This window comes from Deinococcus grandis (assembly GCF_001485435.1).
Classification (GTDB): Bacteria; Deinococcota; Deinococci; order Deinococcales; family Deinococcaceae; genus Deinococcus; species Deinococcus grandis.
Window position 1 is genome coordinate 318248 of record NZ_BCMS01000002.1, and the last position, 18960, is coordinate 337207.

The window sequence follows — 18960 nt, forward strand, 5'->3', positions numbered from 1 at the left end:
GTCATACGGATTCCGTTTGTTCCGCCCTCAACCCGTAACCACACCGGGTTGAGGGCTCCACGACCGGAACCCGCTTTTCTCCCACTCGCTCCGCTCGGATTGAACGGCTTTGTCAGCCATTCAATCGGAGTCCGTATCAGAGGAGGCTCATCATGATCGACATCGCAGGCAACAGTGGCGGCGGACAGTTCATCAAGGCGCAGATCGTCCCGATGGAAGGCAAGAGCAGCCGCTCGCCGATCGAGTGCATGTTCAACCCGCGTGAGTACGCGATCAGCCGCAGCGTGAACTGGAAGACCGAGAGCAACGACAACAACGACAACGGCAACAAGGTGTACCTGGGGGGCTCCCCGGCGAAACTGACGCTGGAACTGTTCTTCGACACGTACGCGCGGCGGCAGTCGGCGGGCGTGGTCGAGGACGTCCGCAAGTACACGGCGGCCCTGTGGGCGCTGAGCGAGATGCAGACCGGGGACGGCGAGAAGGGCGCGGGGAGCAGCATCAAGAAGGGCAAGCCGACCAGCGTGCTGTTCCAGTGGGGGCAGACGTGGCACTTCCAGGCGGTCATCACGGACATCGAGCAGCAGTTCACGCTGTTCATGCCGGACGGCACTCCGGTCCGGTCGGTCATGAAGACGACGTTCGAGCAGGCCGACACCGCCACGTCCTTCGAGGGGAAGGGGGGGCTGAAGAGTTACCACGTCAGTCAGGGCATCCGGGACGCCGCCGGGCAGCGGGGGTTCGTGGGTGACCTGCGCCGCGCGCCGTTCGGGAAGGGGCAGACGTGACGCGGGTGCAGCGTGACTCGCTGGAGGGTGCGGTCAGCACGCTGTACCTGAACCTGGACGGTCGGGACATGCCGCCCGAGCAGTTCCGGATGATCGACGAGATCACCGTGGACAGCAGCCTGCAACTGCCGGACGTGGCGACCGTCACGCTGCGCGACCCGGCCGGGGAACTCGTGGACGACACGACGTACAAGCTGGGGGCGCGCATCAAGGTGGTCGCGCAGGTGAAGGGCAACAAGGAGACGGTGTTCGACGGGGAGATCGTGGAGATCGAGCCGCGCTTCACGCGGGGGACGCAGCAGCTGCGGCTGCGGGCCTTCGACCGGCTGCACCGGCTGTCGCGCGGGACGCACACGAAGTCGTACCAGAACGTCAGTGACATGGATCTGGTGAAGAAGATCGCCTCGGAGGCCGGGCTGACCGCGAAGACCGGTCCGGCGAGCGTGGTGCACGGGTACGTGTTGCAGCACAACCAGTCGCATCTGGCGTTCCTGCGTGAGCGGGCCGCGCGGCTGGGGTACATCCTGTTCGTGGACGGCACGACCCTGCACTGCGAGCCGGTGCGGGGGCAGGATCCCATCACGTTGACGTGGGGGGACAACCTGAGTGAGTTCCTGCCGCGCCTGAGCAGCCTGAACCAGACGAGTGGCAGCACGGTGCGGTCGTGGGACCCGAAGCAGAAGCGCGCCGTGAGCAGCGAGAAGCAGAGCGGTGAGGGCAAGGCGAAGGTGCAGGAGGGGACCCGCAGCGAGGGGGTGGCGCAGGAGGCGTTCAGCATGAAGGCCCCGACCACCAGCAGCGCGCTGATCGTGCGGGATCAGGGCTACGCGGACGCGATCGCGCAGGCGCAGCGCAACCGCGTGGCGGAGGGGTTGCTGGAGGCGCGCGGGCAGGCGGCCGGGTACCCGCGCCTGACGGCCGGGACGCAGCTGGACATCCGGAACGTGGGGCAGCGCTTCAGCGGGTCGTACGTGGCGAGCAGCGTCCGGCACGTGTACCGCAACGGGGAAGGCTACAGCACCGAGTTCGCCGTGACGGGCAGCCACCCGGAGTCCCTGGCGGGAATGATCCGGCAGGCGACCGGCGGGGCGGGCGGCAGTGCGGGTGGCAGTGCAGGTGGCGTGATGACCCCCGCGCCGGGCCTGATGATCGGTATCGTGACCAACAACGACGACCCGGACAACCAGGGCCGCGTGAAACTCAAACTCCCTGCGCTGACCGAGGACGACGAGACCGACTGGGCGCGGGTCGTGAACCTGGGCGGCGGCCCGAACCGCGGCTCGCAGCACACCCCGGAGGTGAACGACGAGGTACTCGTCGGCTTCGAGCACGGCGACATCCACCACCCGTACGTGATCGGCGGCCTGTGGAACGGCACGGACGCCCCGCCGCGCCCCACCGGGAAGGTCGTCAAGAACGGCAAGGTCATCCAGCGGGTGTACCGCACGCGCCTGGGGCACGAGTTCATCTACGACGACCCGGAGGATCCCGATCCGCCGAAGATCACCGTGCAGAGCAGCAAGGGGCACGCCATCGAACTGAACGACGACAAGAAGAAACCCTTCGCGGAGTACCGCACGAAGGCCGGGCACCGCCTGACCCTGATGGACGACCCCAAGGGACCGTTCGTGGTCCTGCGGGACAAGAACGGCAACGAGGTGAAACTGGACAGCAAGAGCAACACGTTGACCATCACGAGCACCGGGCGTCTGGAACTGAAGGCGACGCGCGGCATAAGCATCGACGCGGGCGGCGGGAACGTGGACGTGAAGGGTGTCCTGATCAACCTCAACTGATGGACGGGACACGAATGCAGGCCCTGCACGCCCTGTGCGACGCCCTGAGTGCGCAGGTGCTGGACGTCGCGCTGAACGAACAGGCCGAACCGGACGTGCGCTACGTGGTGGCCCCGCCGGATCTGGGCGGGACGCGGCTGGCGGACGTGCAGGCGCGGCTGGACCTGACGGAGTTCGAGGTGGGCGTGCTGGCCCTGGCCCTCTCGACGGAACTGTTCCCCGAGCGGATGCTGGCGGCGTGCGCGGCGGCGCTGCAGATGGACAGCCTGTACGCGGCGTTCCTGACGCCGTCCCTGACGCGCCGGTGGCTGCTGGGCGACGACTGGTCGCAGGGCGAGGCGTTCAGCGCGGAGCGGCCCCTGCTGGCCTGCGGGCTGATCGAGTTCGGCGTGAGCGCGAATGCCAGCGTGCTCGAGGCGCTGACGCCACTGCGGCTGAGCGGGGCGCTGCTCGCGGACCTGCGCGGTGCGCCGGGTGTCCCGCCGGACCTGCGCGGGGTCCTGCGGGAGCTGCCGCCCGGCGGCCTGCTGAGCGACTCGCAGGAGGCGCAGCGGGAGACGCTGGCCCGGCACCTGAAGGGCGAGGACCGCGCGGCGCTGCTGGTCGGCACGAATGCGGCCGGGATGCAGGCAGTCGCCGGGCAGCTGCTGGGGGCGGGCGCGCACCTGCTCGACCTGCCCGTCCTGGCCTCCCGCCCCGCCGAGGAGCAGGAGGGCGTGCTGCGCGCCCTGAGGCGTGACACGCGCCTGCGCGGCACGCGGCTGGCCGTGGACGCCGCCACGCCCCTCCCGGACGCCCAGCCGCCGGAAGGGCTGGTGGACCGCGTGCTGGACGTCGCCGCTGGCGCGGTGGTGATCCTCGCCGCCGACCCGCTGCCACTGGAATCCCCCCGTGCGGTCCTGAGTGCCGAGGTGGGTGCCCCCACGCCCGCCGAGCAGCGGGAACGCTGGGCGCACGCGCTGGGCGTCGGCGGGGACCAGCCGCTGCTGCGGCAGCTGGGCGACCAGTTCCACCTGAACCTGGACCGCATCGACGCGCTGGCCCGCGACGCCCGCGCCGGACTGCCCGGCAACGCCAGCCACGCCGCCCGGCTGGAACGCGCCTGGGACGCGGCGCGCGGCGCGAACCGCCGCCTGATGGGCAGCCTCGCGCAGCGCATCGACACCCGCGCGACCTGGGCGGACCTGGTCCTCCCGGACGCCGAGCGGCTGGCCCTGGAGCAGATCGCCGCGCACGTCCGGCACCGCTCGGTGGTGTTCGAGGACCTGGGGCTCGCCCGGCCGGGCCGGGGCCGCTCGATCACGGCGCTGCTGAGTGGCCCCAGCGGCACCGGCAAGACCCTCAGTGCCGAGGTGCTGGCCCGCGACCTGAACCTCGACCTGTACCGCGTGGACCTGAGCAGCACCGTCAGCAAGTACATCGGCGAGACCGAGAAGAACCTGAAGAAGATCTTTGACGCGGCCGATCAGGGTGGGTGCGTGCTGCTGTTCGACGAGGCCGACAGCGTGTTCGGCAAGCGCGGCGAGGTCCGCGACAGCAACGACCGCTACGCGAATACCCAGGTGAACTACCTCCTGCAACGCCTGGAGACCTTCAACGGACTGGCGCTGCTGACCACCAACCTGGAGAGCAGCATGGACGTGGCGTTCATGCGCCGACTGCAGTTCGTGATCAACTTCCGCGCGCCGCAGGCGCCCGAGCGCGAGCGGCTGTGGCGCGGCGCGTTCCCGGCCGCGCTGGATACCACGGACGTGGACTTCGCGCGGCTGGCGCAGGCGGACGTGGCGGGCGGCAACATCCGCTCCGTGGCGCTGAACGCGGTCTTCATCAGCGTGTCGCGCGGGCAGGCGCTCACGCACGCCCTCGTGGAGGAGGCGCTGCGCCTCGAGTACCGCAAGCTGGGGCGGCTGGTGCTGACCTGAGCGCGCGTGACCGGCGCCGGGGGGCATGTCGTATGCTGGGGCGTTCACCCGCGCCCGCCCGACCGGCGCGGTCACGTTCCGGGCCGCGTCACGCGGCGGCCCGCCCCGCGGTGCTCCATAACGGAGGCCATCGTGCGGCGGGCTCAGGACAGCCGGGGAGACCCCCGCGCCCACCCCGGACGTGTGCCCTGCCTGTCCGCGCGGCCCCGCGCCGCGTTCCCACTCACCCGAAACGGAAGTCACCATGTACCTGCTTGCCCACGTTCCCGCCGCGCGTGCCACCCTGGAGCACGTCCACCAGCAGCTGACCGCCCAGGGGCTCACGCACCCCACCCTGGCCGTCCCGGGGCGCGAGGACGCGCTGCCCTTCGACCTGTTCACCGGCCTGCACGTCGTGGACCACGAGACCCGGCAGGCGCACCTGAAGTGCCTGCTGTGCCCGCCCGGCAGCGGCCACCACCTGCGCTACGAGTTCCGCGTGACCACCCTGAGCGGCGAGGTCATCGGCCCGATCGGGAGTTCCTGCGTGTTCGCCCGCGTGCTCGGCGAGGAACGGGGGCGGCAGGTGGGCGCGCACCTGACCGAGCAGGTGGGCGCGCACGTGCGGCGCACGCAGGTGCAGACGCAGGCCGAACGCCTCACGGCCGCCGGGAACTGGCGCGAGTACCTGCGCGCCCAGGGCCTCGACTGGGTCCTGACCGCCATGGCGGGCGGCGGCGGCCTGAGCGCCGAGCTGCGCGAGAAACTCCAGCGCCTCCAGGACGAGGGGAAGCCCCTGCCGCTGGCGGTGCTGTCCGAACTGCGGGTCCTGACCCGCGCGCGCGAGGACACCCCGGCGCCCAGCGCCTTCGCGCCCACGCCCGCCGCGTTCCAGGCGCAGGCGACCCCTGACCTCGCCCGGCCGAAGAAGACCCGCAAGGCCCGCGCGGGCGCCGGAAACCGCATGGACCACACCGAGTGGGAGGAGTACCTGCGCGCCAGCCGCCTCACGAACCTCGTGGGGCACTGGACGGCCGTGCAGGACAGCCTCGACCTGCCGGAGGACACCCGCGACTTCCTGCTGGAAACCATCCGCGGGCGCCGTCCCTTCCGTCTGGAGGACCTGACCCTGCTGCAGGGCCTCGCGCGGGACGAGGCGGTGCTCGAGCAGCTGCGCGACCTCGGGCCGCCCGAACGCCTGCGGCCCGCCACCCGCGCGCCACGCACCGTGCGCGTCATCGAACCCGAGAGCGGCCTGGAACTGCTTGACGTCCGCGACGACACGCACGTGCAGGGCGCCCGCGAGTGGCTGTGGGGTCTGAAGGCCGTGTTCGGCGCCGCGCAGTGGCGGCGCGTGGAGGCCGGGATCAACACCGGCGCGCTGCGCGCCGACGATTACGCCGCGCTGAGGCAGACCCTGCTGGCCCTGCCCGAACAGGCCGAACCCGGCCAGCCCCGCACCCCGAGGCAGTTCCTGACGTACGTGGCGCTGCTGCTGGGCCGCGAGAAACGCGTCGAGCGGGCCCGTGAACTGCTGCACCAGCGGCGGCAGACCACCAGCCTCCTCGTTCTGGACGGCCTGTGGCAACGCTACCGTGACGGGAAACCCATCCCCGAGAGTGAACTGATCGGCCGCGCGCTGAACGGCACCCGCAAGGACAGCCCCGCCGCCACCCAGCAGGCAAGCCAGAGCCGCAGGAAGGGCGCGCAGACGCCCGCGACGCCCCCGGCCCCGCCCGCCGCGCAGACGCAGAAGAAGGAAATCCAGAGAAAACAGAAGGCGCAGACCCCGAAGGCGCCGCCTCAGAAGGCCGATGCCCCGGCGCCCGGCGATCCGCTGGCCGCCGAACGCCCCGAGTACCAGGACGGCTGGGGCCGCGGCCTGTCCAGCCTCGTGCCCCCCACGCACCGCCGCGCCGTCAGCCGCGCCGTGCACCAGCCGCCCGGCAAACTCACGCCCGAGCAGGTACGTCTCGCGCGGCACGCGCTGGACGTGTACCGCCGCATCACCCGCGCCGGGACCCCCCCGAAGAAGGTGTTCACCAGCGCCGGACCCCGCACGCCCGAAGGCTACGCCGACGCCCTGGCCCGCCTGTTCACCGACCTGGGCGTCGGGCACCTGCGCGACCCGCTCGCCGCGCGCGGCCCCGCGTGGCTCCAGGCGACCTTCCCCAGCCCCCTGAAGCACTTCGAACGCACCGGCGAATTGCACCGCGACCTGGGCGGTATCCTCAACGCACTGACCTGAACGGGACTGCCAGCTCAGCCGGGCAGCAGGAACAGCCCCAGCGCACCCGTCTGGGTGTCCCCCGACCCGAATGGCCGGAAGTACCGCCGGGTCAGGGCGTCCAGTTCAGCCCGGAGCTGCGTCAGTTCGTCCGGCGTGAGGCGCAGCGGGACCCAGCGCGTGACGGTATCCGCCGCCGCGAACACCCGCGCGTACGTGTCCGCCACGCTCAGGCCCGGCAGGACCGGATCGACCTGCAACACCCCGTGGCCGAAATGGACCCGCAGGTGCAGGTCCGGTTCCGGCAGGTCCAGCCGGGCGAAGCTGCGCTCCAGATTCGCCTGGAGCGCGTGGTTCAGCCGCTCGTGCAGGTACGCGCTGAACGACGGGTACGGCGAGTCGCGGAACGGCACGTCAACCGTCGCGTGCGCCGGGGCGTAGCGGCGCACACTGCGGCCCGCGCGACGCTCGACACCAGCGACGGTCAGCAGGTCTGCCGCCAGCAGGCGCTGCACGCGGCGGTACGCCGTATTCGGTTTCGTTCCGGTCAGGTCCGCCAGTTCGGTCACGCTGCGCGGCCCCTCGTGACAGCGGGCCAGCAGCGCGCAGTGCTGGGGATCGAACAGCAGGTCGGCGCGGTTCACGCCAGCATGATCCCAGGTCTTGCCGATCACGTTGGCACGCGGGAGGTTCGGGGCGTGACCCCATCCCTGAACCTGGACCCGCTGATCGATCAGGCCCGCCGTACCCACTCCAGCGCCCTGTGCGTGATGCAGGGCGGACACACGCTCGTGGACGACACCTGCGGCTCGCGTGATCCGGTCGAGACCATGAGCGTCACGAAGGCCGTCCTGAGCCTCCTCGTGGGCCGCGCGGTGACGCTGGGACACCTGCCGGGCCCGGACGTGCCTGTCGCGGAGTTCTACCCCGAATGGCGTCAGGGTCGCCGCGCGCAGGTCACGCTGCGTCACCTCATGACCCACACCAGCGGCCTGCAGAACGTGCCCGCCGCGCCCGAGGAGATCTACCCCAGCCCGGACTTCGTGCAGCTGGCCCTCTGCGCGGAATTCCAGCACGCGCCGGGAGCGGCGTTCAGTTACAACAACAAGGCGGCGAACCTGATCTGCGGCGTGCTGCGCCGCGCGACCGGACAGCACGCCGACGACTTCGCCCGCGCGGAGCTGTTCGGCCCACTGGGCATCCACGACTTCAGCTGGGCGCGTGACGCGGCGGGTACGCCGCACGGCATGAGCGGCCTGAGCCTGCACGCGCGGGACCTCGCCCGGCTGGGGCACCTGACGCTGCGCGGCGGCGAGGACCTGATCACCCCCGACTGGATTCACGCCAGCACCCGCCCCGCCACGCCGCTGACGGCACGCATGGGCCTGCTGTGGTGGACGTGGTACCCGCAGGCGATGTACACCGTCACGGACGCGCACGTGCAGCACCTGCGGGACGCACACGCCAGCCCCGGACAGATCGCGGCCCTGACCGCCCTGCGCGGCACGCACCCGCGCCACGCCATCCACGCACGGATGCAGGAGGTGGGCTTCGACCCCACGCAGGTACCTGCCGGTACCCGCTGGGTGCACGAGGACCCCGGCCCGCGCCGGGGCTGGTGTCACGACGGCTGGCTGGGCCAGTCCCTCGTGGTGGACGCGGAGGCCGATCTGGTCGCCGTGCGGCTGATCGCCGCCGACCAGCCCGGAGCGGGCATCGCCGGGAGCGACTGGCCAGACTTCATGGACGCCGTGTTCAAGCTGACCCGCTGAGCGGTCAGAACCACTCGCTGTGCATGTCGGTGGTGGTGCGGTCGGCGCTGGCGAGCAGGTCGGCGTGCGCGCGGACTTTGGGGAGTTCGTGCGTGGCGTAGAAGCGCGCGGCGTGGAGTTTGCCGTGGTAGAAGTCCGCGTCGGCGCGGGCGGTGGGCAGGGCGCGGGAGGCGGTGGCCGCCTGACGGAGCCACATCCAGCCGACGACGGTGTGCCCGAGCATCTCCAGGGCGCTGTTGGCGTTGGCGAGGAACAGGTCCGGGCCGAGTTCGGCGGCGCGCGGCAGGATGGCCCCGAGGGCCTGGGTGTTCCACGTGATGGCCTGCCGCAGGGCGGCGCGGATCTCGTCCAGGCCCTCCAGGCCCTCGCTGGCGTTCAGGTCGGCCTCCATGCGCCCCAGCAGGATGTTCAGGCCGCGCCCACCCGCCTGGGTCAGTTTGCGGCCCAGCAGGTCGTTGCCCTGGATGCCCTCGGTGCCCTCGTGGATGGGGTTCAGGCGGTTGTCGCGGTAGTACATCTCGACGTTGAAGTCCCGCGTGTACCCGGCGCCGCCCATGACCTGAATCGCGTCGCTCAGGGCCTCCTGGCTGTATCGGCTGGGCCAGCTCTTCACGATGGGCGTCAGCAGGTCGAGCAGCAGTCCGGCGTCGGCGCGTCCACCCTCGGGGCCGGTCTGGGTGTCGTCCACGAGCAGGCTGGCGTACAGGCCCAGCGCGAGGCCCCCCTCCACGAACACCTTCTGCCGCAGCAGCAGGCGGCGCACGTCGGCGTGTTCGATGATCGCCACGGGGGGCGCGGCGGGGTCCTTCTGGCTGGCGTGGCGGCCCTGGCGGCGCTCGCGGGCGTACGCGAGGCTCTCCATGTACCCGGCGGTGCCGAGCATCACGGCGCCCATCCCGACGCCGATGCGGGCCTCGTTCATCATGTGGAACATCTGCGCCAGGCCGCGCCCCGGTTCGCCGACCAGTTCCCCGATGGTCTCGCCACCCTCACCGAAGTTCAGGAGGGTGTTCGTGGTGCCCCGGTAGCCCATCTTGTGGTTCAGGCCCGCCAGGACGACGTGATTGTCCTCTCCGGGGGTGCCGTCCTCATTCACGCGGTAGCGCGGCACCAGGAAGAGGCTGATCCCCTTCACGCCCGCCGGGCCGCCCGCGATGCGCGCCAGCACGAGGTGCACGATGTTCTCGCTCAGTTCGTGCTCGCCGCCGCTGATCCACATCTTCGTGCCGGTGATGGCGTACGTGCCGTCACCGCGCGGCGTGGCGGTCGTCGTGATGTCCGCGAGGCCCGAGCCCGCGTGCGGTTCGCTGAGGGCCATGGTGCCGAACCAGCGGCCCTCCAGCAGCGGGAGCATGTAGCGCCGCTGCTGCTCGGGGGACGCGAACACCCGCTGCAGGTTGGCGTTCCCGATGGTCAGGAACGGGTAGCCGCTCGTGGCGACGTTCGCCGCCTGAAAGTGGGCCTGCACGGCCTGCATGACCACCCACGGCAGTTGCAGCCCGCCGAGGTCCTCGTCGTGGTGGGCGCTGAAGAAGCCCGCGTCGCGGAAGGCGCGCATGGCGTCGGTCATCGCAGTGGGCAGCACCACCCTGCCGTCCACCACGTGCGGCTCATGCAGGTCGGCCTCGCGGGCGTGGTTCGCGAAGTAGCGTTCGGCGACGGAGTGGGCGACCTTCAGGACGTCCTCGTACACCTCGCGGCTGTGCTCGGCGAAGCGGGGGCGACTCGTCAGGTCGGCGGTGGGGAGTACCTCGAACAGCTGGAAACTCAGGTCGCGGCGGTTCAGGACTGGGGCCATGCGCGGGCCTCCTTCTGGGAATGGTGCAGGAATGGGGGAGAGGTGAGGGGCGGGAACCTCCCGAGCGTACGGGGAGTGAACGTGAACGTCAACTTTGAACGCCCGCGTTAAGATGGGCGCATTCCACCCCGGGAGGACCCACCATGCGCGCCCTGACCTGCACCGCCTTCGACGAACCCGAAACCCTGACCGTCACCGAGCAACCCACGCCTGGCCCCGGCCCCGGCGAGGTCCTGATCCGCGTACAGGCCGCCAGCGTGAACTACCCCGACGCCCTGATGGTCCAGGGCAAGTACCAGGTGCGCCCGCCCCTGCCCTTCACGCCCGGCGCGGAGGCCGCCGGAACCGTCGAGGCCGTCGGCGAGGGCGTCACTCACCTGACGGTGGGCCAGCGCGTCGCCGCGTTCACCGGCACCGGCGCCTTCGCCACGCACCTGATCGCCCCCGCCGCCGCCACGCTGCCCCTCCCGGACGACCTCGACCTGAACGTCGCCGCGACCCTGCCCCTGGCCTACGGGACCGCCATGCACGCCCTGATCGACCGCGGGCAGCTGAAAGCCGGGGAGACCCTGCTGGTCCTGGGCGCTGCCGGGGGCGTGGGCCTCGCTGCCGTCATGATCGGCAAGGCCCTCGGCGCGCGCGTGATCGCGGCCGCCAGCACCCCCGAGAAACTCGACCTCGCGCGGGCGCACGGCGCGGACGAGGTCATCAACTACGAAGGCACCGACCTCAAGGCGGCCGTGGCCGAGCTGACCGGGAAGAAAGGCGTGGACGTCATCCTCGACCCCGTCGGGGACCGCTGGGCCGAGAGTGCCTTCCGCGCCATCGCCTGGGGCGGGCGCTACCTCGTGATCGGCTTCGCGGGCGGCGAGATCCCCCGGCTGCCGCTGAACCTCCCGCTCCTCAAGGGCGCGTCCATCGTGGGCGTCTTCTGGGGCGAGTACGCCCGCCGCGACCCGCGCGGCAACGCCCGCCACCTCACCCAGCTGGCCAGTTGGGTCCAGAGCGGCACCCTGAAACCCGAGATCAGCCGCACGTACACCCTTCAGGAGGCGCCGCAGGCCATGCGCGACCTGCTGGAGCGGCGCGTGACCGGTAAAGTGATCGTCACGCCGTGACCACCTCCAGCCCCACCTACTACACCACCGCCGAACTCGCCCGCGCCGCGCAGGTCACCCGCCGCACCGTCATGCACTACGCCGAACTGGGCCTCCTGACCCCCGACCAGGTCACCGCCTCAGGCCGCGCGCTGTACGGCCCCTACGCGCTGCGACTGCTGCGCGACCTGATCGACCTGCGCGCCCTGGGCTTCACGCTGGAGGAAGCCCGCGACGCCGTCACGCTGCGCCGCGCCACACACGACATCAAGGGGGTGTACCGCCGCGACTGGACCCGCGCGGACATCCCCATCGACGACGAGCGGCTGCGCGCCCTGCAGGTCAAGCTGCGCACCGTGCACGACGCCTATGAGCGGCAGGCGGACAACCTCGCCCGCTTCGACCGCTGGCTCACCAAACGCTTCACCGGGGGGCAGCTGCCACACGCCCACGCGGCCGCCCATGACCCCGCCGCGCCCCACACCAGCGAACCGGACGGCCCGGACCCTGACCGGCCCGACCCCGACCAGCCCGGCCCCGCCACGCCCGAACGCGGTTAGCCTGACCGGGCGCCCGCCAGCGGTCCGGCCAGGGCCGACCATGGGCCTGGGAGGGAATGGGGGACAGGGTCAGACGCCCAGGGTCGCGCCGCCGTCCAGTGAGGTCCGCCAGGGTGATGTGCCGCGCCTCGTCCGAGAGGAGGAACAGGACGGCGTGGACGATGTCGGCGGGCTGCGCGATCCGCCCGAGCGGAATGCCGGTGCGGTACGTCTCGGGGTCGCCGGCGATCACGCGGTCCTCGGCGCCGGGCGCGGTCCACAACTGGCGCTGCATGGGCGTGTCGGTGCTGCCGGGCGAGATGAGGTTGCAGAGCACGCCGCTCCCGGCGAGTTCCAGGCCCAGCGTGCGGGTCAGGTGCGCGGCGGCGGCCTTGCTGGCCGCGTAGGCGCCCATCCCGGTCCGCGGAACGTGCGCGGCGTTCGAGCCGACCGTGACGACCGCTCCGCGACCGCGCGCGCGCATGACTCGCGTGGCCGCGCGGGACACGAAGAACGCACCGCTGGTGTTCACCGTGAACGTGGCGTGCCAGTCCTCGTCACTCAGGTCCGTCAGGGGGCCGGGGCGCAGGACGCCCGCGACGTTCACGAGGTCCGTCAGGGGCCCCAGGGTGGCCTCGGCGTGCGCGACGGCCTGATCGGCGGCGCGCGGGTCGGTCACGTCCAGCGGGTACGGCACGACGCCGGGCTGCGCGGCGAGGTCGGGCGGGATGGGCTGGCGGTCCGTGGCGAGCACCCGCGCGCCCCGCGCGGCGAGCGCCGAGGCGACCGCCGCCCCGATGCCCTGCGCGGCGCGGAAGGCCGCGATATCCAGACGTTCGGCGGCGGCGAGCAGCAGCGCGTGCACCTCGCCCGGACGCTGGCGCAGCTGCACGGCACGCCCGGCGACCGGGTGCTGCTGCTGGACGGACCCACCGCCAGCCTCGACCTCGCCCACCAGCACGCCACGCTGCGTCTCGCCCGCGACCTGTGCGCGGAAGGGGTCGGCGTGCTGGCCGTCCTGCACGACCTGAACCTCGCCGCGCAGTACGCCGACCGGGTGCTGCTGCTCGACGGCGGTCAGGTCCTGACCTGCGCCCCACCCGGGGCCGCCCTGACCAGCGAGCACATCCGCGCCGCGTACGGCCACGACGTGCTCGTCACCCGCCACCCCTGCCTGGACTGCCCGCTGATCGTCAGCGCGGGGTGACCGTCAGCGTGGCCTGATCGCCTGGAGTCGGCCGAGCAGCTCCTCGAGGCGTTCGGGCCGCGCGAGGTGGTAGCCCTGCGCGGCGCCGCACTCGAAGTCCCGCAGCATCTGCAGCATCGCCTCGTCCTCGACACCCTCGGCGACGGTGTGCAGCCCCAGGTCCCCCGCGAGGCGGATCGCGCTGCCCAGCAGGGCGCCGCGCGTGCCGCCCCGGGCGCTGTCGCGCAGGAACGACCGGTCGAGCTTCACGGTGTCCAGCGGCAGGTCCGCCAGCAGCGCGAGGCTGGAGTGCCCGCTGCCGAAGTCGTCCAGCGCGATCCGCACGCCGGCGGCGCGCAGGTCCTCCAGGTGACGGCAGGCGAGGTCCACGTTCTGCATGACGCTGGACTCCGTGACTTCCAGCGTCAGCAGGGTGGGCGGGGCGTTCAGTTCACGCAGGATCTCCAGCACGCGCGCGGCGAAGTCCGGGCTGAGCAGCTGGAGGGGGCTGACGTTCACGTTCACGCGCAGCGGCGCGATCTGCTGGGCGTTCCGGGCGTCCTGCACGGCGCGGCGCAGCGCCCATTCGCCCAGCGTGCCGATCAGTCCGGCGCGTTCGGCGACCGGGATGAACGTGCCGGGCGGCACGCTGCCCAGCGTGGGGTGCTTCCAGCGCAGCAGGGCCTCCATCGCCTCCCACTGGCCGGTCTGGAGGTTATGGATGGGCTGGTACAGCAGGGACAGTTCCCCGCGCGTGTCGGCGCCCTGCAGGGACGCCTCGAGCAGGTGACCGTACTGGCTCAGGCGCAGCATCTCCTCGTTGAACAGCCCGATCGGTTCGCGTTCGTCCAGCGCGTGCTGCAGCGCGATGTTCGCGTGCCGCAGCAGCGTCGGGACCGGCACGGCGTACGGGGATTCCACGTATCCGGCCGTGAATTTCAGCGGAATCTCGGCGTCCTTGAGCTGGAAGGGACGTTCCAGTTCCCGCAGGATCACGCGGGGGTCCGGGGTGTCCCGCCCGGTCGTGATGAGCGCCAGCCCGCTCGAGGACAGCCGCGCCACGACGTGCTGCGGCCCCAGCTCGCCCAGGCGGCCGGTGATCTCGCGCAGCAGCGTGTCCACCATGGCGTTGCCGTACAGACCGCTGAGTTCCTGCAGGCGCGGCACCTCGACGATCAGGGCGCTGCGGACCGGCGTGTTGTTCAGCCGTTCGAGCAGGCCGCTGCGGGTGAACGCGCCGGTCAGCTCGTCGCGCTGCGAGCGGTCCCGCAGCTGGCCTTCACGCTCCTGGAGGTGGTCGAGCAGGGCGTTGATGGTGCGGGCCAGCAGACCCAGTTCGGTGGGGTCGCGGCCGTCCAGGCGGTGCGTGGGGTCGCGCGCGATGCGCTGCGTGTCGCGCTTGTAGCCGTCCAGGACGTTCAGGACCCGGCGGTTCAGGAACAGCATGAAGGCGGCCACGCCGATCAGGGTGGTGATCAGCATCGTCAGGCGCAGCTGCTGCGCGCCGATCAGCCCGGCGGCGTGCACGGCGCGCGGAATGCTGAGGTCCAGCGCGAGCTGCGGCGGGCCGCTGGGCGCACTCAGGGGCGAGGTGGCGCGCACGCTGTCCCCCAGGAAGCGCACCTGCGTCTCGGGCACGGGCGTGAGGCTCAGCGCCGCGCTGAACACCTGCCCCTGGTACGTGAGTTCCTGCAGCACCTGCGGCGTGAGGGTCCGGGCGAGCAGCATGACCCCGCCGCGTCCCTGCCCGTCGTCGCGGGTGATGGGGCGCGCCGCGACGATGTACGCCTGCCCGCCGCGGCGGATGACCCCGGCCGAGCCGCCGGCCGGCAGGGGGCGGGGCAGGCTGGCGAAGAAGTCCGTGACGATCGCGGTGGCGTCCACGACGCGGTTGTCCCGCAGGGTCGCGGCGGACAGCAGGCGCCCGCCAGGCGCGGCGACGCCCCAGTAGTCGACCTTGCCGCCGATGAACGTGCCGGGCACGAGGTTGGCGGCCAGGTAGCGGTCGTTGCGTCCGGCGGCGTACTCGAAGGTCTCGGTCCAGAGGCTGAAGTTCAGCACGAACAGCCCGACGCGGTCTTCCTCGGCGTGCAGGTTCGCGCGGGCGATGTCGCTGAACTGCTGCACCTGCGTGCGTTCGATACTGTTGAACTTCTCGTTCATGAAGGCGGGCAGCAGCAGCAGCAGGATCACGCCCAGCGGGATCAGCAGCGCGGCCAGCAGCGCCAGCAGTTGCAGCCGCAGCGACACCGTCAGGCCGTTCCAGCGGGTCATCGGGGGTCCTGGGGCGGAAGCGGGCGCGGCAGCATGACGGGCAGGGAAGCTCCTTGGCGGGCGAAGGGGACGGCGGGAATTGGACGGGTGACCTTCAGTCTCAGCATAGGACGCGGGCATTTCGTGTGAGCCGCATGTCCCCTTTCTGAATGTGGGGGCAGTGGGGGGGGGTGGGACGCAAGTCCCCCGGTCTATTCCTGAGTATGAACTCAGTTATGGCCAGACCCCGACAGATCAGTGACGACGCGATCGTCGCCGCCGCGCAGGAGGTGTTCCTCGAACAGGGCTTCAGCGCCACTACCGCCGCCATCGCCCGCCGGGCCGGGGTGTCCGAGGGCACGCTGTTCAACCGCTTCGCCAGCAAGGAGGACCTGTTCGTCGCCGCCATCGGCCTGGACGCCCAGGCGCGCTTTCACACCGAGCTGCTGGAGGTGGTCGGCACCGGCGAGGTCCGCCGCAACCTCGAGCGGCTGCTGCTGAACATGCTCGGGCAGGCGGCGGACCTCGTCCCGAAACTGATGGTGATGTTCTCCCGCGGGCACGATCCCTCGCATAACCCGATCCTGATGCGCCTGGGTGACCCCATGCAGGTCGCCGCGCGCAACATCGCCACCTACCTGGAGGCCGAGGCCCGCCTGGGCCGCCTGCGCCCCCTGGACGCCGAGGTCACCGCCCTGAGCATCGTGGGCGCCCTGTCGCACTACGTGCACCGCGAGCAGATGATGCCCGGCCAGGGCAGCGGCCTGGAGGCCGGACGCTTCGTGCGCGGCCTGATGGACCTGCTGTGGCCCGGCATGGCCCCCTGACGCGGCCAGGAGCCCCCTGATGTGGACAGGAGGGCTACGCGCCGCCCCCGACGCCCGTCCTGAGACCGGAGTGAACGAGGCATGACAGTTATAACTAAGTATTCACTCGTTAATGGTGGCAGCCGCGCGCCACCCGCCCCCCACCGGGCATCACTGCCCACCTGAACGATCACCTGCCCCCACCCCCGCCCCACCCAGAGGACCGACATGACCCACGCCTCACCCCCCCGCCCGCTGCGCCGCGCTGCGCTGACCCTGGCCCTGCTGCTCGGGCCGGTCGCGGCCCAGAGTTCAGCGGCCCAAACTTCAGTGGCCCAGCCGACAGTGGCCCAGACGTTGCCGTCCACGACGGCCCCGGCACCGGCCCCCGCGCCCGCTGCGCCCGCCAGCGCCCTGGCCTCCCCGCTGGACTCGCTGCTGCTCGCGCTGCGCTCGGCCCCCGGCTGGCGCGCGGCGGACCTGACCTACCGCGCCGCGCAACTGCAGCTCGACAGCGCCCGACTGCGCGCCGGACTGAACCTCACGGTCGGCGGCAACGCCGCCCTCACGAAAGCCCCCTGGGAGGGCGGCGACTGGACCGGGAACGGCACCCTCACCCTGAGTGCCAGCCTGCCCGTGCTGCCCTGGTCGCCGCTGCTCGAGGGCGTGCGCAGCGCCGAACGGGGCGTGCAGACGGCCGCGCTGGACCTGCGTGGCGCCCGCGCGGGCCTGACCACGCAGCTGTGGCAGGCCTACGCGGGCCTGCGCGCCGCCGGCGACGCCCTGACCCTGGCCGACGCGCAGCTCTCCCTGAGCGGCCAGCTGCTCGCCGCCGGACGTGACCAGCGAGCCCAGGGCCTGCTCACCGAAAGCGGCCTGCTGGACCGGCAGGCGAACCTGGAGGCGGCGCAGGCGGGCCGCGACCGCGCCGCGCGGGCCGTCACGCAGGCCCGCGCGGCCCTGACCCGCCTGCTGGGCACCGACCCGCTGCCCGCCACGCCCGACCTGAGCCGCCCCCTGCCGGACCTGACCCCCGCCGGGGACGAGGCCACCCTGATCGCCCGCGCGCTGGAGCGGCGGCCCGAGGTGCGCCGCGCGCAGGCCACCCTGGCCGACGCGCAGGCCGCCCGCGACGCCGCCGTCCTGGCGGCCCGCCTGCCGGACGTGACCGCCAGCGTCACCGCCGGACAGCTCGCCAGCGCCTCCGGCGCGGCCGGACGGACCGTCAGCGGCAGCCTGAACCTCACGACCGGCGTGCTCGGCGCGCAGGTCAGCGTGCCGCTGCGCGAACCGAAGAGTCCGGTCAGCGGCGTGAACCTCGCCCTGAACGCCTCGATTCCCATCCTGGGCAGCACCGAGAGCGCCGCGCTGCGGCAGGCCGAACTGGGCGTGCAGCAGGCCACCCTGGCCCTGGACGTCGCCCGGCAGGGCGCCGAACTCGACGTCCGCACCCGCATTCAGGCCGTGCAGGACGAACGCGGCGCGCTGGACGCCGCCCGCACCCGCGTCCGAGCCGCCGAACTGACCGTGCAGGCCGCGCAGGCCCGCCTGGACGCTGGGCTGGCCACCCGCCTGGACGTCGCGCAGGCCAGGCTGAACCTCACGCAGGCGACGCAGGCGCTCAGCGCCCAGCTCGACCGCGTGTCCGTCGCGGGCGCCGCGCTCGCGCAGGCCACCGCCGACCTCGACCCGCTGCTCCTGACCATTCCCGCCCTGCCCACCGGAGGCCGCCCATGACGCGCACCCTGACCCTGATCCTCGCCCTGAGCGCCGCCAGCCCGCTGGCCCTGGCCCAGACCACCACCGCCCAGACCGCCCGCACGGCCCTGACCCTCAGTAGCGCCGTCACCCGCGCCGTCACGCAGGGCGTGGACGTCACCACCGCCCGCGCGAACCTCCAGAAGGCCCAGGCGAACCTGCGCGCCGTGCGCGCCGACCCCACCAGCCTCATCACCACCCTCACGCAGGCCGAGCAGGACGTCACCGCGCAGACGGCGTCGCTGAACGCCGCGAAACTCGGCGCGGCGCAGGCCGCCGTGAGCGGCTACGTGCAGGCCTTCGAGGCCGCCCAGCGGACCGCGCTGGCCCAGGCGCAGGTCAGCCTGTCCGAACGGCAGCTGAAGATCGCGCAGGCCCGCCTCGCGGCGCGCGTCGCCACCACCCTGGACGTCAGCCGCGCGCAGAACGCCCTGAACAGCGACCGCCAGGACCTCGCCAGCGCCCAGGCCACCCTGCCCGTGCTGGAAGCCACGCTGGCCCGCACCCTGAACCTCCCGGCCGGGACCGACCTGAGCCTCGCCGCGCCCGGCGGCGCCCCGAAACTCAGCGTGACGCTGGCCGCCCTCCAGGCCGGACTGGAAAAACGCCTGCCGTCCCTGGTGCAGGCCGCCAGTGGCGTGAACTTCGCCGCGCTGCAGGTGAACCTCGCGGACAACGACTACACCCCGGCCCGCACCCTGGAAGACGCCCGCACCGCGCTGGACAACGCCACGCGCAGCCTGGAGGACGCCGCGCGCGCTGCGCAGACCGGCGTGCGCGACGCCTGGCGCAGCGCGCAGGACGCCCAGGCCCGCGTGGCCGTCGCGCAGGAGGCCGCCGCGAACGCCCAGACCGCCCTGCGCAACGCCCAGGCCCGCCTGAAGGCCGGCACGGCCGCCGCCATCGAGGTCCAGCAGGCCCAGGTGCAGGCCCAGCAGGCCGACCTGAGCGTGCAGCAGGCCGTGGGCGGCGTGTGGCGCGCCCTGGCCGCCCTGGGCGCGGCCGCCGGGCAGGACGTGACGGGGCTGGTGAACTGACC

At 72.3% G+C, this 18960-nt stretch carries 14 protein-coding genes and 1 pseudogene; 11 read left to right on the top strand and 4 right to left on the bottom strand.

The window, feature by feature from the left end; translation table 11 throughout:
• Nucleotides 1-152 precede the first annotated feature (152 nt).
• The 4 genes from DEIGR_RS16845 to DEIGR_RS16860 all read left to right on the top strand — a co-directional run bounded on the left by DEIGR_RS16845 (nucleotide 153) and on the right by DEIGR_RS16860 (nucleotide 6733).
• Nucleotides 153-788, top strand: coding sequence for a CIS tube protein (locus DEIGR_RS16845; protein ID WP_058979240.1), 636 nt, complete (start codon nucleotides 153-155; stop codon nucleotides 786-788).
• Nucleotides 785-2584 (top strand): VgrG-related protein, encoded by a 1800-nt coding sequence (locus tag DEIGR_RS16850; RefSeq protein ID WP_058979242.1) that lies wholly within the window; start codon nucleotides 785-787, stop codon nucleotides 2582-2584. Before DEIGR_RS16845 ends, DEIGR_RS16850 begins: the two co-directional genes overlap by 4 nt.
• Complete coding sequence (locus DEIGR_RS16855; RefSeq protein ID WP_236704918.1) at nucleotides 2584-4506, top strand: ATP-binding protein; 1923 nt, start codon at nucleotides 2584-2586, stop codon at nucleotides 4504-4506. Before DEIGR_RS16850 ends, DEIGR_RS16855 begins: the two co-directional genes overlap by 1 nt.
• A 244-nt stretch (nucleotides 4507-4750) precedes the next feature.
• Nucleotides 4751-6733, top strand: a complete 1983-nt coding sequence (locus DEIGR_RS16860) for a hypothetical protein (protein ID WP_058979244.1) — start codon at nucleotides 4751-4753, stop codon at nucleotides 6731-6733.
• A 14-nt stretch (nucleotides 6734-6747) separates the two neighbouring features.
• Here DEIGR_RS16860 and DEIGR_RS20510 read toward each other — a convergent pair whose 3' ends face one another.
• Entirely contained in the window at nucleotides 6748-7356 is a 609-nt protein-coding gene (locus tag DEIGR_RS20510) for a winged helix-turn-helix domain-containing protein (protein WP_058979246.1), read from the bottom strand.
• A gap of 54 nt (nucleotides 7357-7410) precedes the next feature.
• Between DEIGR_RS20510 and DEIGR_RS16870 the strand changes: the two genes are divergently transcribed.
• Nucleotides 7411-8484, top strand: a complete 1074-nt coding sequence (locus DEIGR_RS16870; RefSeq protein ID WP_058979248.1) for a serine hydrolase domain-containing protein — start codon at nucleotides 7411-7413, stop codon at nucleotides 8482-8484.
• 4 nt (nucleotides 8485-8488) lie between these two features.
• Here the strand turns inward: DEIGR_RS16870 and DEIGR_RS16875 are convergent, their stop codons facing one another.
• Nucleotides 8489-10282: an acyl-CoA dehydrogenase gene (locus tag DEIGR_RS16875; RefSeq protein WP_058979250.1), complete on the bottom strand. Its 1794-nt coding sequence runs from the start codon at nucleotides 10280-10282 to the stop codon at nucleotides 8489-8491.
• A 143-nt stretch (nucleotides 10283-10425) separates the two neighbouring features.
• On the opposite strand from DEIGR_RS16875, the gene DEIGR_RS16880 reads away from it, so the two are divergent.
• Nucleotides 10426-11400 (top strand): NADPH:quinone oxidoreductase family protein, encoded by a 975-nt coding sequence (locus DEIGR_RS16880; protein ID WP_058979252.1) that lies wholly within the window; start codon nucleotides 10426-10428, stop codon nucleotides 11398-11400.
• Nucleotides 11397-11939, top strand: coding sequence for a MerR family transcriptional regulator (locus tag DEIGR_RS16885; RefSeq protein WP_083524245.1), 543 nt, complete (start codon nucleotides 11397-11399; stop codon nucleotides 11937-11939). The genes DEIGR_RS16880 and DEIGR_RS16885 overlap by 4 nt, the downstream gene beginning before the upstream one ends.
• Before the next feature lie 163 nt (nucleotides 11940-12102).
• On the opposite strand, the pseudogene DEIGR_RS21345 reads toward DEIGR_RS16885, so the two are convergent.
• Nucleotides 12103-12879 (bottom strand): annotated as a pseudogene (locus DEIGR_RS21345) (SDR family NAD(P)-dependent oxidoreductase); the annotation flags it as partial.
• Between DEIGR_RS21345 and DEIGR_RS16895 the strand changes: the two are divergent.
• Nucleotides 12778-13125 carry an ATP-binding cassette domain-containing protein gene (locus tag DEIGR_RS16895; protein WP_201785770.1) on the top strand — a complete coding sequence of 116 codons (348 nt, stop codon included), beginning with the start codon at nucleotides 12778-12780 and terminating at the stop codon, nucleotides 13123-13125. The pseudogene DEIGR_RS21345 and the gene DEIGR_RS16895 sit on opposite strands and share 102 nt — an antisense overlap.
• Nucleotides 13126-13128: 3 nt before the next feature.
• Here DEIGR_RS16895 and DEIGR_RS16900 read toward each other — a convergent pair whose 3' ends face one another.
• Nucleotides 13129-15378, bottom strand: a complete 2250-nt coding sequence (locus DEIGR_RS16900) for a putative bifunctional diguanylate cyclase/phosphodiesterase (RefSeq protein WP_058979254.1) — start codon at nucleotides 15376-15378, stop codon at nucleotides 13129-13131.
• A gap of 215 nt (nucleotides 15379-15593) precedes the next feature.
• Between DEIGR_RS16900 and DEIGR_RS16905 the strand changes: the two genes are divergently transcribed.
• From DEIGR_RS16905 to DEIGR_RS16915, 3 genes are all read left to right on the top strand, one after another.
• A complete protein-coding gene (locus DEIGR_RS16905) occupies nucleotides 15594-16184 on the top strand; it encodes a TetR/AcrR family transcriptional regulator (protein WP_058979256.1) in 591 nt (196 codons plus the stop codon).
• A 207-nt stretch (nucleotides 16185-16391) separates the two neighbouring features.
• The gene (locus tag DEIGR_RS16910; protein ID WP_083524247.1) at nucleotides 16392-17900 is read left to right on the top strand and encodes a TolC family protein; all 1509 of its coding nucleotides are present in this window, start codon (nucleotides 16392-16394) and stop codon (nucleotides 17898-17900) included.
• Complete coding sequence (locus DEIGR_RS16915) at nucleotides 17897-18958, top strand: TolC family protein (RefSeq protein ID WP_083524248.1); 1062 nt, start codon at nucleotides 17897-17899, stop codon at nucleotides 18956-18958. The genes DEIGR_RS16910 and DEIGR_RS16915 overlap by 4 nt, the downstream gene beginning before the upstream one ends.
• Nucleotides 18959-18960: the final 2 nt, after the last annotated feature.

Coding starts and splice junctions, on each gene's coding strand:
- DEIGR_RS16845 (WP_058979240.1), top strand. CDS start 153: ATGATCGACATCGCAGGCAACAGTGGCGGCGGACAGTTCATCAAGGCG.
- DEIGR_RS16855 (WP_236704918.1), top strand. CDS start 2,584: ATGGACGGGACACGAATGCAGGCCCTGCACGCCCTGTGCGACGCCCTG.
- DEIGR_RS16860 (WP_058979244.1), top strand. CDS start 4,751: ATGTACCTGCTTGCCCACGTTCCCGCCGCGCGTGCCACCCTGGAGCAC.
- DEIGR_RS16875 (WP_058979250.1), bottom strand. CDS start 10,282: ATGGCCCCAGTCCTGAACCGCCGCGACCTGAGTTTCCAGCTGTTCGAG.
- DEIGR_RS16880 (WP_058979252.1), top strand. CDS start 10,426: ATGCGCGCCCTGACCTGCACCGCCTTCGACGAACCCGAAACCCTGACC.
- DEIGR_RS16900 (WP_058979254.1), bottom strand. CDS start 15,378: ATGACCCGCTGGAACGGCCTGACGGTGTCGCTGCGGCTGCAACTGCTG.
- DEIGR_RS16905 (WP_058979256.1), top strand. CDS start 15,594: ATGGCCAGACCCCGACAGATCAGTGACGACGCGATCGTCGCCGCCGCG.
- DEIGR_RS16910 (WP_083524247.1), top strand. CDS start 16,392: ATGACCCACGCCTCACCCCCCCGCCCGCTGCGCCGCGCTGCGCTGACC.
- DEIGR_RS16915 (WP_083524248.1), top strand. CDS start 17,897: ATGACGCGCACCCTGACCCTGATCCTCGCCCTGAGCGCCGCCAGCCCG.